This window comes from Vibrio pomeroyi, from assembly GCF_024347595.1.
GTDB classification, from domain to species: domain Bacteria; phylum Pseudomonadota; class Gammaproteobacteria; order Enterobacterales; family Vibrionaceae; genus Vibrio; species Vibrio pomeroyi.
Window position 1 is genome coordinate 2,840,381 of sequence record NZ_AP025506.1, and the last position, 16,424, is coordinate 2,856,804.

Consider the following 16,424-nt stretch of genomic DNA (forward strand, 5'->3'; position numbering starts at 1 on the left):
CAGAAAATATAAATAAAAAATCACCATGTGAATCATGGTCGAATAGCCGTTATAACTAAAAGAAAAAGCTATAACTAAGAGAAAAAGCGATGGCTCACTTTGGAGTCATCGCTTATTTAATGCATTACGCGTTGGCAGTTTCTAGCTCGCCCTTCATCTGTGCTCGTTTATAGAAGAACAGTGTTAACGTGACGGGTAGTACAATCGCCACCAGCATTGCAATTAAGTAAACAGACCAATATTGCGGTTGAATCGATAAGATGCCCGGCAAGCCACCAACACCGATACCATTCGCCATCACTCCTGCACTACCACAGATTGCAGCCGCTGCAGCACTGCCGATCATTGCGCTCAGCATTGGGAATTTGTATTTAAGGTTGATGCCGTACATCGCAGGCTCTGTTACACCTAAGTAGGCAGAGATTGCAGCTGGAACCGAGATGTCTCGTTCGCCTTCGTGTTTGCTTAAGATGATGATGCCGACAACCGCTGAAGCTTGTGCAATATTTGATAGCGCAATCAAAGGCCAGATTGGTGTGCCGCCTAAGTCTTGCATCAGTTGTAGGTCGACGGCGTTGGTTGTGTGGTGAATACCTGTAATAACCAAAGGTGCGTATAGGAAGCCAAATACCACAGAACCAAGAATCGCAAAATCACCAGTCATTGCCGCTTTAGCCGCGAATGCCACGCCATCGCCTAACATACGGCCAAATGGGCCAATGAAAGCGTGCGCTAGAATCACAGACAAAATAATCGACACGAACGGCACGACAACAAGGTAGAGGTAAGAAGGTACAATACGCTTAAGGTTGGTCTCAATGAACGCCAGAGCCACGCCCGCTAGCATCGCAGGTATCACCTGAGCTTGATAGCCGACCTTCTCAATCACGAACAAGCCAAAGTCCCACACCTCAGGTACAGATTTACCTATCATGTAAGCGTTCATCAATTGCGGGGAAACCAAGGTCACACCGAGCGTGATACCCAAAATAGGGGTTCCGCCGAGTTTCTTAACCGTCGCCCAACACACACCAACCGGCAGGAAGAAGAAAATCGCTTCGCCAATCAGCCACAAGAAAGAGTGAACGGTTGCCCAGAATTGGCTGATTTCAACGAGGGTTTTGCCGTCGAACATGCGAATATCGCCAATCACATTACGGAAACCAAGAATCAAACCACCAGTAATGATGGCAGGCAGCAGTGGTACGAAAATTTCGGCTAAATGGGAGATACCACGCTCAAGGAAGTTCATGTTCTGACGAGCAGCAAGCTTAGACTCATCTTTTGATGACGCCTCTTTACCCGTTTGCTCAATCAGAAGTGCGTACACTTCATCAACCTCTGTGCCAATCACGACTTGGAATTGACCTGCGTTCGTAAAGCAGCCTTTTACCAACTTCAGCTTTTCTAGTTCTGCTTTGTTCGCTTGGTCCGTATCATTCAATACAAAACGCAGTCGAGTCAGACAATGGCTGACACTCGCAATATTCTCTTTGCCACCGACTAACTCGATAAGACGCGCAACGTCTTGCTTCGCTATCTTACTCATACTACCCCACCCTGGTTTCATTCAATTACTCATCTAAACCATGCAGCAACAACCACTCAAGATTTAGATTTATGGGAACATTCCCAATTACGGTTATTATAATGCCCGCATGAATGATAAATTAAAATGGGAACAGTCCCATTAATTGAAAGAGATCACACTCTAATTTTAATCTAAGCGGTTAGATTTCGCTTAATTGAGTGGATTATAGAATCGGAGATTGGGTGTGATGAGAGATCTCTGAATTGCCTAAAAGCTGAGAGATCAATAGATTAGCCGCCAACTTACCTGCAGATTGGTAGCCAGGATCAATGCTAAATACACGAGGGAACAAGAAAGAGAGAAGATCATTACCACCAACGCCTGTCACAACCACATCTTCACGTTGTAGTTCTTGTAGACGCTTGATCACACCAAGAGCCAATGTATCACTGGCACAAACAAGTGCTTGAGTTGTAGGAGTCAGTACTTCATCCACCAGCTGATAAGCGCTTTCATGATGAAGTTGGCCAGTACGATAGTTCGCAATCAGTCCAGTGCTTTCGCACCAATCTAGATAAGCCTTAAGACGCAGCTCACCGGTTGATTTATCACTAGGATCAACACCAATAAAGCCGACATCTGAGATCCCCTGATCCGACAGATGCGCTAACGCACTATTGATCACCTGTTGGTTATCGTAATTAATCGACGTTACGTTCTCGGTATCCAGAGCAATAACCACGGCCTTGTGTTCCCACGCTTCGATTGCAGGAATATCGCAGTCAGTAAAGCCAAACACAATGATGCCATCCACATTGCGACGCTTAAGAACCTGAAGATGCTCGTTGGCTTTGTCTCTGTCGAGTTGGCTTTCCATGATCACCACGTCGTAATCCGCTTGATACAACTCAGCCAACATGGTACTTACAGCTTTGTTTTCAGAGGGAGAATCTAAACGAGAGATGATCACACCGATGACTTTTTGACTGCCACCGCGCATTGATTGCGCAGACTTTGAAGGCGTGTACCCAGATTCTTGAATTACTCTTTCCACCCTTTCACGGGTTTCAGGTTTCACTTTAGGATCATTGGTCAGAACGCGAGATACGGTTGACTTACCAACACCGGACAGCTTAGCAATATCGAGAATAGTGAGTTTTTTGCTCATAAAAAGTCTAACGTTAAAGGGAAGAGAAGAAAAAGTGAGAGTAGGTTCCCTCACTTAACTGTTTGTAAAATATAGCAGTTCTTACTATGACTTACTTTTGGCAATTACGATAGACCACACGGCCAAGTTCGAGGCGTGCGTCATCACCTTTAGTACGCAAAGTGATTCTGTTAATCATCTCTGAGGTGCCATCATCTAGAATGTATTTGGTGCCTGAGCCTGCCGGTACTTGAGTCAATTGGTACTCGTTATCAGGTAAACGTAATACTGCTTTTTCATTACTAAGGTAAGCCACATCAAACGACACGTCAGACTCACATTGATAAGTCACGAATTGATTATCCGATGCTGCGTTATCAGGGGTTGCTGATTTAGAGCACCCGACCAATGCTACCGTACATAGAGATGCTACCAACATAGCTTTCATACTTCGTTCCTCATCTTTATATAGTCAATGACACTTAGTTTAGTCTCAGGTTAGGAAAACCTTATTGATAAGTAAGTGCCTAGTGATAGGTAAATACCTTAGTGACAAATAAACGCTTAGCCTTTTAAGAAAGCAGGTACATCTTTAATGCTATCAAGTACCACACTAGCTAGCGCTTCACCCTTTTCAGTGATTGGCTTACCGGTTCTTACCAATACTTTAGTGCTAACACCTGCGGCTTCTGCAGCCATCATGTCTTCAGCCTTATCGCCAATCATCACAGAGTTAGCCATATCAATCTTCAGAAAGTCACGAGCAGAAATGAACATACCTGGCTTTGGCTTACGACATTCACAATCTTGCTTGTAATCACCAATGCCGTGTTCAGCGTGGTGAGGACAGTAATAAATGCCATCGAGCTCGACACCATTATCAACAAAGTTCCAATCCATCCACTGCGTTAAAGAAAGAAAACGGTCTTCGCTAAACATGCCACGAGCAATGCCTGACTGGTTAGTCACTAGCACCAATAAATAGCCCATATCTTTAAACGCTTTCGCCGCTTCAAACACACCGTCAATGTATTCAAAGTCATGCTCATCATGTACGTAGCCGTGATCAACGTTAATCACACCATCACGATCTAAAAAAACAGCAGGTTTAGACAAAATTTTGTTCTCTATCAACTCTCTATTAATCATTAATTATTACACGCTTTATTTGCTTCATCACTATCTATTTAGTTTTGCGTTCGTTAACGATTTGTTTCCAGCTTGGCCATACAATCGACGTTTAGCCGTCTAGACGTAAAAATATCTATTGACTTAGATCATAGAACACCATAGCATCGTCTGTAAATCGAGCGAGCTATCGACATATTATTCTGTTCTACCTGCACGGGTTTCTCTATGATTAAAGTGAATCAAGTCAACAAGGTTTTTTATCAAGGCACTAAAGAAATCAATGCCTTAATTGATATCAACCTCCACATTCCTCAAGGTCAAATCTTTGGAGTCATCGGCTCTTCAGGTGCAGGCAAAAGTACCCTAATCCGCTGTGTAAATATGTTGGAAGCGCCAACTTCAGGTGAAGTGATTGTTGACGGTATCGACCTGACAAAACTCAGCAAATCTGAACTTAGCGAAGCGCGCCGTAACATCGGCATGATTTTCCAGCACTTCAACCTGCTGTCTTCTCGTACTGTATTTAACAATGTAGCACTGCCTTTAGAACTTGCTGGTAAAGATAAAGCGGTTATTGAAGCAAAAGTGAGTGAGTTACTTGAACTCGTTGGCTTGGCGGATAAGCGTGACACTTACCCTGCAAACCTAAGTGGCGGTCAAAAGCAGCGTGTTGCGATTGCTCGTGCACTGGCCTCTGACCCGAAAGTACTGCTGTGTGATGAAGCGACTAGCGCACTGGATCCTGCAACCACTCAATCGATTCTTGAGCTACTCCGTGAAATCAACCGTAAGCTGAACATCACTATCCTGCTTATTACGCACGAGATGGATGTAGTGAAAAGCATTTGTCACGAGGTGGCGATCATTGGCGGTGGTGAATTGGTAGAGAAAGGCACAGTTGGTGACATCTTTGCTCACCCTAAGACTGAGCTTGCGCATCAATTCATTCGTTCAACGTTGGATCTGACGATTCCTGAAGATTACCAAGCACGCTTGCAAGAGACTCGCGTAAACAGCAGCTACCCACTGGTACGCCTAGAGTTTACGGGCGCAACGGTTGATGCTCCGCTGATGACTCAGATCGCACGCAAATTCAATATCGATGTCAGCATTCTAAGCTCTGACCTTGATTACGCCGGCGGCGTGAAGTTCGGCATGATGGTTGCCGAACTGTTCGGTAATGAAGCCGATGATAATGCTGCTATCCAATTCCTACGCGACAACAATGTAAAAGTAGAGGTGCTTGGTTATGTCCTTTAGTTTCAACGAGATTGCTGACTGGATCAGCCTTAACGGTAACCTTCTATTAGGCGCAACAGGCGAAACACTCTACATGGTTGCTGTTGCAGGCATTGTTGGCTTTGCTGTCGGTATTCCATTAGGCGTGATTCTACACACGACTAAAAAAGGTGGCCTGTTAGAGAACACCAAAGTAAACAAGATTCTAGGTGCGATTGTGAACGTGGGTCGTTCAGTACCTTTCTTAGTGTTGATGGTTGCAATTATCCCACTGACTAAGATGCTGATTGGTACCTTCATCGGTACAACCGCTGCGATTGTTCCACTAACGATTGGCGCTATTCCATTCGTGGCTCGACTTATCGAGAGTGCGCTACTTGAAGTACCAACAGGTCTAGTAGAAGCGGCTCAATCAATGGGCGCAACACCAACACAAATCATCAATAAGGTTCTGCTTCCTGAAGCACTACCGACTATTATCAACTCAGTAACGATTACGCTAGTGACGCTGGTGAGCTACTCGGCAATGGCAGGTACGGTTGGTGGTGGTGGCCTAGGTGATGTCGCGATTCGTTACGGATTCCACCGTTACGATGTGACTATCATGGCTATAACGGTAGTGATGTTGATTGTGCTTGTACAAATTATTCAATCAATCGGTGATTCATTAGTTCGCCGTGTTGACCACAGATAAAGACTCAGCGTTAAAACGCAAACTATCTAAGACAAGAGTCGTCTGAACCAAATTAAATAGATTTATTAAAAGGAGATTATTATGAAATTTAGCCTTAAAGGTTTACTTACTATCGCAGCAGCGGCATCAGCGCTAGTACTAGCAGGTTGTGGTGATAAAGAAGTGGATACTTCTAAAGTAAAAGTTGGCGTAATGGCAGGTGCTGAAGCACAGGTTGCTGAAGTTGCAGCTAAAGTAGCCAAAGAGCAGTACGGCCTAGACGTTGAACTGGTTACTTTCACGGATTACGTAACACCAAACGCGGCACTGGATGACGGCTCTATCGACATCAACGCATTCCAACACGCACCGTACCTAGATCAGCAAGTAGCTGACCGTGGTTACAAACTGACTATCGCTGGTAACACGTTTGTTTACCCTATCGCTGGTTACTCTAAAGAAGTGAAGTCTGTAGACGAAATCCAAGACGGTGCTCGTATTGCGGTACCAAACGATCCAACAAACCTAGGTCGTTCTCTACTGCTTCTTGAGCAGCAAGGTCTTCTTGAGCTTCGTGAAGGTGCTGGTCTTCTAGCAACCGTTCGTGACATCGTTAAGAACCCTAAGAACCTAACGATTGTTGAACTAGACGCAGCACAACTGCCACGTTCTCTTGATGATGTAGCGCTTTCTATCATCAACACAACTTACGCAAGTTCTATCAACCTGACTCCACAAAAAGATGGCGTATTCGTTGAAGACAAAGATTCTCCTTACGTAAACCTAATCGTTTCTCGTGAAGACAACCTAAACGCTGAAAACGTTCAGAACTTCGTTAAAGCTTACCAAACTGAAGAAGTTTACAACGCAGCTTCTGATATCTTCCAAGGTGGCGTAGTTAAAGGTTGGTAATCACCTAAACTGCAGCATTGTATAGATACCCGAAGGGGCTGACATAACGTCAGCCCCTTTTTTATGTACTGCAATTTTTTAGTTACCGCAGTTCGTTAGAAAGGCTCGGCTTACCACCAAGCTTCTACTTGCATACCGACACTCATTTCACTGTTCTTACCTTCACCGAAGGCATTGTCATTTTCAGCATCGTTTAGGTAAGTCGCAAAAATACGGAACTCAGGACGAGACCAGAAACCCACTTGCGGAACCCAAGCCTGAGCAACGGTAAACTTACCACCCGCGCCGTCTTGGTTATCAATGGTTTCCACAAAGCCACCAATTTCAAGAATGGTACGCATGCGCTTGTCCCACTTATAAAGCGGACGGATGACTGCACTGAACGACTCATCATCACTGTTATTCGCGCCAACACCCGATGACGCAGCATAACGAACCGTGTGACCAAATTCGATATTCTCACCAATCGCAAGCACACCCCAGTTAATCAATCGGAAGCCATCCGCATCGTTGTTGTTTGCATCACGAACGATGCCCTTACCGGTACCAAAGGTTGTCATCTGTTCGGCATAGCCAGAATTCGCCACTTGGAGAATGGTTTTGTTGAAACCACCCACTAGGTTTTGATTTAGGCTGGCTGTCAGCATCACGCTATCATCCGCGTCCACCGTTTGGCCCTGCTTTTCATTGGCGAAGTTCATATCAATACCGACCTCTAGATCCGCATTGTTCCACAATGGAATACCCGCATAACGTATATCAGCAATCATGGCTGTGGTTTCTTTGCCATCAAACACATCGCCTGTCACTGTGTCTTGAATCAAAGCCACCGATAATTTACCTGGTCCCATATTGATGTGTTCCACACCCGCACCAATGCCGCTTACATCCCAGTAGTAGTTATCAACAATGTGTACATCATGGCGTTGGTAGTAGCGCTCGCCCGCCCAAATGCCAATATCCTTGTCTTCAAAAAGCCCTACCGCTTGAACATTGAGTTGAACGACATCCACGCTTTTATCCGCCGCGTTCTCATCTTGGCCTTGCCAGTACGACAACATGGAATCAACTAAAAATGAAACGTCGTCCTCAGCATACACTTCTTTTCTAAAACCAAACTCGCCATACAGGTCATTTTCATTGCCGAGTCGGCCAACTTTACTTACCTCCCATTTACTATTTGAACCGCCTTCATTACTCAGGCCAACGCCGCCACGCATGTAGCCATTAAACTCCAATGGCGTGGTTTCATCAGCGTATAAATTAGGTGCAAGTAAAGCAGTAGAGAGTGCAGCAGCAATAGGTAACAGTTTCATCGTCCATTCCTTTAAGATCTAGAATTACGTTATTTTTATAAATGGGAACATTCCCATGGGATCGATCCCATTTATATTGAGAGGAATATAAATTGAAAGGGAGCTGATTGATTACTGTGATCCAGTTAACTATTGAAATGATCAAAAGTTGATGGGTGTGGAATTATTTCGGTGAATACTTGAGGACTACAGAGAGAGACATACAGCACAGAATATGTGCATTTCAGAGCTGAATAGGTTCGACAATATTGGCAAAGCCCAATACTGATTAATGCTCAATATAGAGGTCAAAAAAAGAGAAACAGACGAGAAGCTAACAGGGAGAAAACAGAGGAATAAGTATCGAAGTATTGATCAACACTTCGATACCTTGAATCGCAAATTAAGCTTTAGGAGTTAGGGATTAAGAGTTACTTAAGATGATCCCAAGAGATGTTTGATACCAGACGGCAATCATCACACTTGAAATAGAAAATGTCGTGGATCGGCGCATCTAGCAGCCATTCACCACCACATTGCGGACATTTACGTTCTTTTTCAGCTTTTAAGCTGATGCCACCCACGCGATACAAGTAATAATAAGTCGGGATCTTCGTAAGATATTCTATGCGTCCTCTTAAGCCCCAACCGCGTTTGAACAACACGCTTTTGGTATCACTGATCTCAGTCAGAGTTGCGTGTTCAGCACGACAACCACCACCCATTTGGACTTCATCACAGGCTTGCCATTCAGTCTGCCATTTCAACACGGCTTTATGGTCACCATTGAAGGTTGGCGGGTTGCGGTACAGAGGGATCGGCAACAAGCTGTCACCACTACGTAGCGGTGAACAGGTATGAACGAACGTCGTGTAAAGCACCTGCCAGCTAGGCGCTTCGTCTTCAGCTACTTCTTCAGAGTTCAGATCTCGGCCAAGTAAACGCATTTTCGGCGCAAGCAGGCTCGCATTAGACAAGCGATCAAAGCACACTTTTACGAAATCTGAGTGGTTACGCGGATGTAAGCTGTCTTGCTCTGGGCAGACAACGCGAACATAAAACTCGCCGTCTCCCATCACGATAGGAAATTCACGACCCAGCACCTGTCCGTTATAACGAAGTGCATCCATTAAGCCATTAACAGCCTTGTCGACAGCGCTTACCGTTGTGTTATCAAAACACTCAAATTGAAGTTCTAGTACGTACATCTATTTATACCGCTGGTTGTAGCTTTTCTAAAAATTCTGCCAAAGTCTCGGCTAGTACATCTCGATTTTTGGTGCCTAAGCGCTCTAAAATCACGTTGCCCGTTAAGTTACAGATAGAGATAACATCCAGTTCCGCGTCAGTCGCTGCGATAAAAACCGTAGGCTTTAGTTTTAAGCGACGTTGAGTCACGAGGTGACCTAAGATGTTTTCTTGTAGGCATTCGAAGTCTTCATCACTCCAAATCTGTAATAGAGTCAGTTCATTGCCGTCGAAGGTCGCGTTCATATCTGCGCTGTATTGCGCACCGTAGAAGGTTTTGATGTCTTCGTGCAGCGTCAACTCAATGCCAGTTTCTACGTTGGTGAAATCCGCAAATTGCTCACGTGGATAGTGCTTCCATAACACGGCATCGCCGCTCTTTTCTTCTACACATGGCGATACCACGTCCACCAACTCCTCATTGCGAGGTAAGCTTTGGTGTTGCTGTTGCCACGCGTCAACGTATCGCTGACTAAAAGAAAGTAGTGCGTCTTGAGCACGTTGAGTCATGAAAATCTCCTAAACACAAAATAATAAATAGAATCCGAGCCCTTTCCGTGTCGATTAGGCGATGACTTAATGACAGGGTAATGGGGATTCAGTAAAATCGACCCCATTCTAATCGAATTTGAAACGAAAGTATGAGCAAATATTCTGACGCAAAAGAGCTAGCGGGTTTAACCCTAGGCCAAAAAACTGAGTACTCTAACCAATACGATGCAAGTTTATTGCAACCAGTACCTCGTAGCCTGAATCGTGATGATCTTGCGCTAAACGGTGAACTGCCTTTTGTTGGTCATGATATTTGGACGATGTACGAACTTTCGTGGCTAAACACTAATGGCCTACCACAAGTCGCCGTGGGTGAAGTTTTCATCCCAGCAACGAGCCCAAACTTAATTGAATCAAAATCTTTCAAGCTGTACCTAAACAGCTACAACCAGACTCAATTCGAAAACTGGGAACAAGTAACTGAGCGCCTGACCCAAGATTTGTCAGCATGTGCAGGCGAAACCGTCATTGTGAATGTAAACTCAGTAACCGACTACACCAACCAACCTATCGTAACGATGGAAGGCGAATGTATCGACAACCAAGATATCCAAATCACTAGCTACGACTTTGAAGCATCACTGCTTGAAGGTGCTGCTGGCGAACAAGAAGTGGAAGAAACACTGCACAGCCACCTATTGAAGTCGAACTGTTTGATCACCAACCAACCGGACTGGGGCAGCGTTGAGATCGCATATTCAGGTAAGCAAATTGACCGTGAAGCTCTGCTACGCTATTTAGTTTCTTTCCGTGAACACAACGAATTCCACGAACAATGTGTTGAACGTATCTTCACTGACATCATGAAATACTGTGGCCCATCGAAGCTCACCGTATTCGCACGTTACACGCGTCGTGGTGGTCTGGATATCAACCCATACCGTTCAACAGAGCAAGATAGACCAAGCCACAACAAGCGTATGGCTCGCCAATAATAGGCTCACAGGACACACACTTATTGGAACCTACCTCATCTTTAAAAGGACATTGAAATGCGTTGGTTATACGTTGTTAGCCTATTTATTTTAAGCTTAAGCACATCGGTTAATGCGTCGGTCTATTCATCGGCGCTGCTCAACGAAGCCAATAATTTGGTTGAGATCGAGCCGAGCCAAGCAAAACAAATGGCCAACAGCTACCTAACGCTACGTGTCCTTTCTGATCAACGCGAGAAAAGCCCTTCGGCGATTTCTCGCGAAGAGACAGACTCTTCGATTCGAACACCAAACAGCAGTATCGATGCCTACAAGATCTTAGCGAAAGCCGAATACAACCTTGGCAACATTCGTATTGCAATTCAGCACATCGACAAAGCCTCTGAGCTTGCGAAAACCTATAAGCTTGAGTACCTAAAACTGGATCTAGAGATCCTAAAAGTACGCTTACTTTGGCTAAGTGACCGAAAGTCAGCCAAAGCAAAGGCAGAGCTAGCCAATATTGAAACAAACCTAGAATCGGTGAATAAAACCTTACGTCTGACGGAAGGCATCACCTATCGCTTGATCATGTTGAAAGCCGATATCGCCTCCTTCGATAACAAGATCGATGAAGCGGAAAAGTTCTACCAAGAAGCGAAGACCTACCTCGACCAACGTTACTCTGAAAAAGTAACCATCGACTATCACATCTCAGTTGGTGAGTTTTACCTGAACCACAAAGAGTACAACCACGCGCTATCTGAGTTGTTGTATGGCTATTGGAAGTCGGTAGAAGGCAATTTGAGCTCTCGTTTGGCTAAGGTAAACCGCCTACTGGCACAGCTTTTCTTTGAGCGACAAGTATTAGATAAAGCACTAGAACACCTATCTCAAGCTGCTGATTTTTATGACAACTTTGAAAATTCACCCGTATTAGCACAAGTGCTTAAAAAGATGGGTGATGTGTACTTCTTCCAAGGTAAATACAACCTTGCCTTAGTACACTTTTTCAATGTTCTGGATCACGAGAGTACCGACCGAGACATCTACCAAGTCATTGATATTCGTCTAAGTTTATCGGCAACCTACTTACGTCTTTATAACTACCCTCTTGCAGAGCAGTACCTAACCCGTGCCCTTGAACTGCTGGAGTACACCGACATTCCGAAACTGGAAGGTCGCGCTGCACTGCTATCGGCAGGTTTGGCTTACCATCTGCAAGAGAGCGAAGATGTGATCAAGCATGCGACACGCGCACTTGAGATCTCGCGCCAGGTCGAGAATATACGTTTGTCGCAACGTTCATATTACTTACTCTCTTTGGGTTATGAACAAGCAGGTCGTCCACAACAGGCGTTGGCTAACCTTAAGCAATACAACAGTCTTGTCTCTTTAGAACAGCAAAAACTCAACCGTGTTGGTGAAGACGCATTCCGCCAACAGAAAGAGTTTGCCGAACAAACTCTGCACTATGCAGGCCAAGCGCAAGAGCTAGAGAAATACAAACTGGAACATCGTAAGTTCCAGAAGATCTCGTTCGCCCTATTCTTGTTCAGTATTATCTTGTTCTTCTTTGTGCTGCGTCGCGGCTACATCATTCAAACCTTAGCCAAAGAAGTGGACTCATTGCGCACGGATCTGTTTACGCACTCACGTTCAAAACTTCCGAACCTAAGAATGCTCAATGCGAAGCTTTCAAATTCATTAGAGCAAACCAGCCAAACCTTTGAACAGTGGCAGATGGGCGAATTGATTCATGAGCCACTCAACGACCGTTTACGCTTCGTGATGATTGATTTGCCCTTCCTTCGCAACATGTACACGCAAAATGGTTATAAAGCGGGTCTCGAGCTCGAAGACGCTTTCGGCGAGTTCTTAAAATCAAAGCTGGAAGGCCCTGCTCGTGTTTACCACTTCTCGGACGCCAACCTGCTTTATATCGAACCTAACTCAGACCGTGATTTATCACCTGAGGCGATGTTCAAAAAGATTCAATCTTGGGTGAATAACTTCGAACCCGAACGCAACATCAACCGAACCGTTCGCATGGGCATCGCGGATTACCCGTTCTTGCCACGCGCTTACACCGCGATTAACGATCAAGAGCTGCTCGACGTGTTATTGATGTCAACCAACCTAGCGCGTGAGATAAGTCTCAAAGAGCGCAGCAGCCAGTGGGTATACCTCAAAGCTATCGACAATGCACCAGCGGCAAGCCTTGCAACCGGTAACATAAGAGAAGCGTGTAAACATGCGATTAATCAAGGGTTAATAAAAATACAATCGTCGTACCAGAATGAGGACAACATCAAAAAAATGCTAAAAGATGACTGATTTGCGAGCGGTTAAGACTTGCAAGTCGTGACCTTATTTTTAGTTTTGTTATTATCGATGTAACGGAATTTCATCAAAATGATCGAGATCGGTCTACGCGGCGCTAATTAATACATCTATGGGCATTCTTGAAAAAGACATTCAGGCGCAACTCCACCAGCTGAAATCTCAGTTGGAGCAGGTCCGTTTGACGCAAAGAGACACCTCGTTCAAATTTATTCGAGAACAGAAAGTTCTAAAACGTATCGTCACATCTTTAAGTGATGCATGTGTTGGCAGTAACAGCCATTTAGATGAAAACCTCATTGCCCTTAGGGAAGAGCTAGAAAAGCAAAAAGACATTAGCTCAATGATCCCAAAGCTGGCAGTATTAGAAAGGATGCTTAAGCAGAAAACGTTGGCTATGGATAAACAGAACGGATATCTGGACGATAGCATTAAGCACAGTGGGGAAACGCTGCAACGCATCACTGGTTTACCAGCGCAGTTGAAACGCGACCTACGAAACTTACTTAGCTTCTCCGAATGCAATGGCAGTCAGAAAGTCGACCATGCCATGAAACTTCTCGGTATTTATGAGCGTGCCATAAAGATTATGGCGAACAACTCACGCACCCATTTTGCCGACGCTGCACAATCTCCAGAGCAAGAACTCCTTTCCGACCTATCAAACGAATTACAACATCTGATCACTGAACTCGACTTCGAGGGTGAATCGGGTGATCTGCTTACCGATATTCGAGCAAAGCTACTACTTGGTGTTTCCACACAAAACCTACTTGAGCTGACGCTTCAAATTCTCAAGCTGGTCATTGAAGGCACCAATCTAGAGCGCAAAAAGTCTGAACAGTTTATTGATCAGCTTAACTCTTCACTTGCGTCTAGCATCAAAACCGCAGACCAAAATGCCGACCAGAGCCAAAGCTACTTTGAGCATCGACAAGGTCTGAATTCAGAATTGAATGAATTGGTTTCTAAGAGCCAAAGCTCAGTGGATAAAGCTACAGACATCGATAATTTAAAGATGTCGATTAATCCGCTGCTCAGTGAAATAGCCTCGCTTTCAGAAAGACTGAATCACGCGGAGCAGAAAGAACAAGCTCTGATAGAGAGAATGAGTTACGGAAAAACTCAGTTAGACTCGCTCTATGAAGTCACCCAAGATTACCGTAAGCGCTTGGAAGATCAGGCGCAGCGTATGCTGCTTGACCCTCTAACGAAGGTGTACAACCGCACTGCTTTTACCGATCGTTTAGAACTTGAATACCGCCGCTGGATTCGCGCTCAACACTCACTGCGTGTGGTACTGCTAGACATCGATAACTTCAAAGCCATTAATGATAGCTTTGGTTATACCGCAGGCGACAAGGCACTCAAGATCATCGCGAGAACCATCACCAAAGAAACCGGCACCACCGATACTGTGGCTCGCTTTTCTGGTGAGGAGTTTATCTTGTTGCTACCCGAACAAACCGATGAATATTGCCATCAGGTGATTCAAAACATCCAGACTCAAGTTAGCCGCTTACCGTTTAAGTTCCGTGACCAACAAATCACGATTACCTTATGTGCTGCGAGTACTCAATTTAAAGAATCAGATACACCTGAAGAAGTGCTAGAGCGACTCAATAAGACGCTAAATAAAGCAAAACAGCGCGGTACTAACCAGCTGGTTTGGAACTAGACCTTTCCTAGATTTAATTTATTTCATTTTTTCAAATACTTATCACATACCATTTCCTTCAATGTTTGCTAAGCTAATGATTAACATTCGCTTAACAAGCATTCTTGGCAAGCAATGCTGTAAAGTCGCTCTTAAACCTATGTATAGTCGCTCTTAAGCCGATACATATGAGCTATTAAGCAAGTTTACAAAAGCCATTAAGCAACGCTGTCGTATCCGTTTCGTCTGGTTAACTCTCTCACCCTTAACCAAACACTTTCAACGTTTGCTTCTCACTCTCGAGCCAGAGGGTCACTTCAACGTCCCCTGCTCTTTTCAACAAGGAGGCACTATGATCACTCATATCAGCCCTGCCGGTAGCATGGATTTACTCTCTCAACTTGAGGTTGAGCGTCTTAAAAAAACCGCATCTAGTGATCTGTACCAACTGTATCGTAACTGTACGTTAGCGGTACTCAACTCAGGTAGCCACACCGACAACTCTAAAGAGTTGCTCGACAAGTATCTGTCGTTCGATGTCGAAGTCGTTCGCCGTGAGCGTGGTATCAAGCTCGAACTGAGCAACCCACCTGAGCATGCTTTTGTTGATGGTGAAATCATCAAGGGCATCCAAGAACACCTATTTTCAGTGCTGCGTGACATTGTTTACGTCAACATGCACTTAGCCGATAACCAAAGGCTCAACCTCACCAACGCCACTCACATCACCAATCTTGTGTTTGGTATTTTGAGAAACGCAGGTGCGCTAACTCCGGGCATCGAGCCAAACCTCATCGTTTGTTGGGGTGGTCACTCTATTAATGCCAGCGAATACCAATACACGCGCGAAGTGGGTAATGAACTTGGCCTGCGTGAACTAAACATCTGTACTGGTTGTGGGCCGGGCGCGATGGAGGGTCCAATGAAAGGGGCTGCGATTGGTCACGCAAAACAGCGTTACACCGATCATCGTTATCTAGGGCTTACTGAGCCTTCGATCATTGCGGCTGAGCCACCAAACCCAATAGTGAACGAGCTGGTGATCATGCCAGACATCGAGAAACGTCTCGAAGCCTTCGTTCGTATGGCGCATGGCATCATCATTTTCCCAGGCGGCCCAGGTACTGCCGAAGAGCTGTTGTATATATTAGGGATCATGATGCACCCGAATAACGCTGAACAGCCAATGCCGATTGTGTTAACGGGCTCAAAAGAGAGCGAAGCTTACTTCCGTTCGATTGATAAGTTCATTGGTGAGACCTTAGGTCCTGATGCACAAAAACACTATGAGATCGTTATTGATGACCCAGCACGTGCTGCAAAAATTATGAAACAAGCGATGCCAAATGTGCGCTCTCACCGTAAAGAAACCGGTGATGCGTACAGCTACAACTGGTCACTGCATATTGAACCAGAGTTCCAACTGCCGTTCGACCCGACTCATGAGTCAATGGCGGCGCTGGATCTTCATATGGACCAAAAAACAGAGAGCCTAGCAGCGAATTTACGTAAAGCGTTCTCTGGCATAGTGGCAGGTAACGTCAAAGCTGAAGGTATTCTAGAAATAGAAAAACATGGCCCATTCATTATTGATGGTGACAAAGAGCTGATGACCAAAATGGACCAACTGCTGAATGACTTTGTTGAACAACATCGAATGAAGCTGCCGGGCGGTACGGACTACGTGCCTTGTTATAAAATAGCACCGAGCGATTAATTACACTCATTCACTGCAACCAAGTAACAGATAACCAATTGCCAGGCATAACGTTAATCAGGTTA

General features: G+C 44.9%; 14 protein-coding genes. 7 read left to right on the forward strand and 7 right to left on the reverse strand.

The features are described from left to right. Nucleotides 1-124: 124 nt before the first annotated feature. The 4 genes from treB to gmhB all read right to left on the reverse strand — a co-directional run bounded on the left by treB (nucleotide 125) and on the right by gmhB (nucleotide 3,827). On the reverse strand, nucleotides 125-1,549 hold the full coding sequence (gene treB, locus OCV12_RS12410; RefSeq protein ID WP_261884771.1) for a PTS trehalose transporter subunit IIBC: 1,425 nt from the start codon (nucleotides 1,547-1,549) through the stop codon (nucleotides 125-127). A 205-nt stretch (nucleotides 1,550-1,754) separates the two neighbouring features. Beyond that, nucleotides 1,755-2,699: a trehalose operon repressor TreR gene (gene treR, locus OCV12_RS12415; protein ID WP_261884772.1), complete on the reverse strand. Its 945-nt coding sequence runs from the start codon at nucleotides 2,697-2,699 to the stop codon at nucleotides 1,755-1,757. 91 nt (nucleotides 2,700-2,790) lie between these two features. Continuing rightward, nucleotides 2,791-3,126 carry an MliC family protein gene (locus OCV12_RS12420; RefSeq protein WP_261884773.1) on the reverse strand — a complete coding sequence of 112 codons (336 nt, stop codon included), beginning with the start codon at nucleotides 3,124-3,126 and terminating at the stop codon, nucleotides 2,791-2,793. 116 nt (nucleotides 3,127-3,242) lie between these two features. Continuing rightward, nucleotides 3,243-3,827 carry a D-glycero-beta-D-manno-heptose 1,7-bisphosphate 7-phosphatase gene (gmhB, locus tag OCV12_RS12425; protein WP_261884774.1) on the reverse strand — a complete coding sequence of 195 codons (585 nt, stop codon included), beginning with the start codon at nucleotides 3,825-3,827 and terminating at the stop codon, nucleotides 3,243-3,245. 207 nt (nucleotides 3,828-4,034) lie between these two features. Between gmhB and metN the strand changes: the two genes are divergently transcribed. From metN to OCV12_RS12440, 3 genes are all read left to right on the forward strand, one after another. Continuing rightward, nucleotides 4,035-5,069 (forward strand): methionine ABC transporter ATP-binding protein MetN, encoded by a 1,035-nt coding sequence (gene metN / locus OCV12_RS12430; RefSeq protein WP_261884775.1) that lies wholly within the window; start codon nucleotides 4,035-4,037, stop codon nucleotides 5,067-5,069. Beyond that, complete coding sequence (locus OCV12_RS12435) at nucleotides 5,059-5,742, forward strand: methionine ABC transporter permease (RefSeq protein ID WP_261884776.1); 684 nt, start codon at nucleotides 5,059-5,061, stop codon at nucleotides 5,740-5,742. Before metN ends, OCV12_RS12435 begins: the two co-directional genes overlap by 11 nt. Nucleotides 5,743-5,823: 81 nt before the next feature. After that, a complete protein-coding gene (locus OCV12_RS12440; protein ID WP_017630795.1) occupies nucleotides 5,824-6,633 on the forward strand; it encodes a MetQ/NlpA family lipoprotein in 810 nt (269 codons plus the stop codon). Between the two features lie 110 nt (nucleotides 6,634-6,743). Here the strand turns inward: OCV12_RS12440 and OCV12_RS12445 are convergent, their stop codons facing one another. The 3 genes from OCV12_RS12445 to syd all read right to left on the reverse strand — a co-directional run bounded on the left by OCV12_RS12445 (nucleotide 6,744) and on the right by syd (nucleotide 9,686). Next, nucleotides 6,744-7,949: a carbohydrate porin gene (locus tag OCV12_RS12445; RefSeq protein ID WP_261884777.1), complete on the reverse strand. Its 1,206-nt coding sequence runs from the start codon at nucleotides 7,947-7,949 to the stop codon at nucleotides 6,744-6,746. 410 nt (nucleotides 7,950-8,359) lie between these two features. Continuing rightward, the gene (locus OCV12_RS12450) at nucleotides 8,360-9,136 is read right to left on the reverse strand and encodes a Zn-ribbon-containing protein (protein ID WP_017630798.1); all 777 of its coding nucleotides are present in this window, start codon (nucleotides 9,134-9,136) and stop codon (nucleotides 8,360-8,362) included. 4 nt (nucleotides 9,137-9,140) lie between these two features. Further along, entirely contained in the window at nucleotides 9,141-9,686 is a 546-nt protein-coding gene (gene syd, locus OCV12_RS12455; RefSeq protein WP_017630799.1) for a SecY-interacting protein, read from the reverse strand. Between the two features lie 131 nt (nucleotides 9,687-9,817). Here syd and queF point away from each other — a divergent pair, with 131 nt between their 5' ends. From queF to ppnN, 4 genes are all read left to right on the forward strand, one after another. After that, the gene (gene queF, locus OCV12_RS12460) at nucleotides 9,818-10,663 is read left to right on the forward strand and encodes an NADPH-dependent 7-cyano-7-deazaguanine reductase QueF (RefSeq protein WP_261884778.1); all 846 of its coding nucleotides are present in this window, start codon (nucleotides 9,818-9,820) and stop codon (nucleotides 10,661-10,663) included. A gap of 57 nt (nucleotides 10,664-10,720) precedes the next feature. Further along, on the forward strand, nucleotides 10,721-12,979 hold the full coding sequence (locus OCV12_RS12465) for a tetratricopeptide repeat protein (RefSeq protein ID WP_261884779.1): 2,259 nt from the start codon (nucleotides 10,721-10,723) through the stop codon (nucleotides 12,977-12,979). Nucleotides 12,980-13,097: 118 nt separating this feature from the next. Then, the gene (locus OCV12_RS12470; RefSeq protein WP_017630802.1) at nucleotides 13,098-14,663 is read left to right on the forward strand and encodes a sensor domain-containing diguanylate cyclase; all 1,566 of its coding nucleotides are present in this window, start codon (nucleotides 13,098-13,100) and stop codon (nucleotides 14,661-14,663) included. A 331-nt stretch (nucleotides 14,664-14,994) separates the two neighbouring features. Continuing rightward, on the forward strand, nucleotides 14,995-16,359 hold the full coding sequence (gene ppnN, locus OCV12_RS12475) for a nucleotide 5'-monophosphate nucleosidase PpnN (RefSeq protein ID WP_248386714.1): 1,365 nt from the start codon (nucleotides 14,995-14,997) through the stop codon (nucleotides 16,357-16,359). Nucleotides 16,360-16,424: the final 65 nt, after the last annotated feature.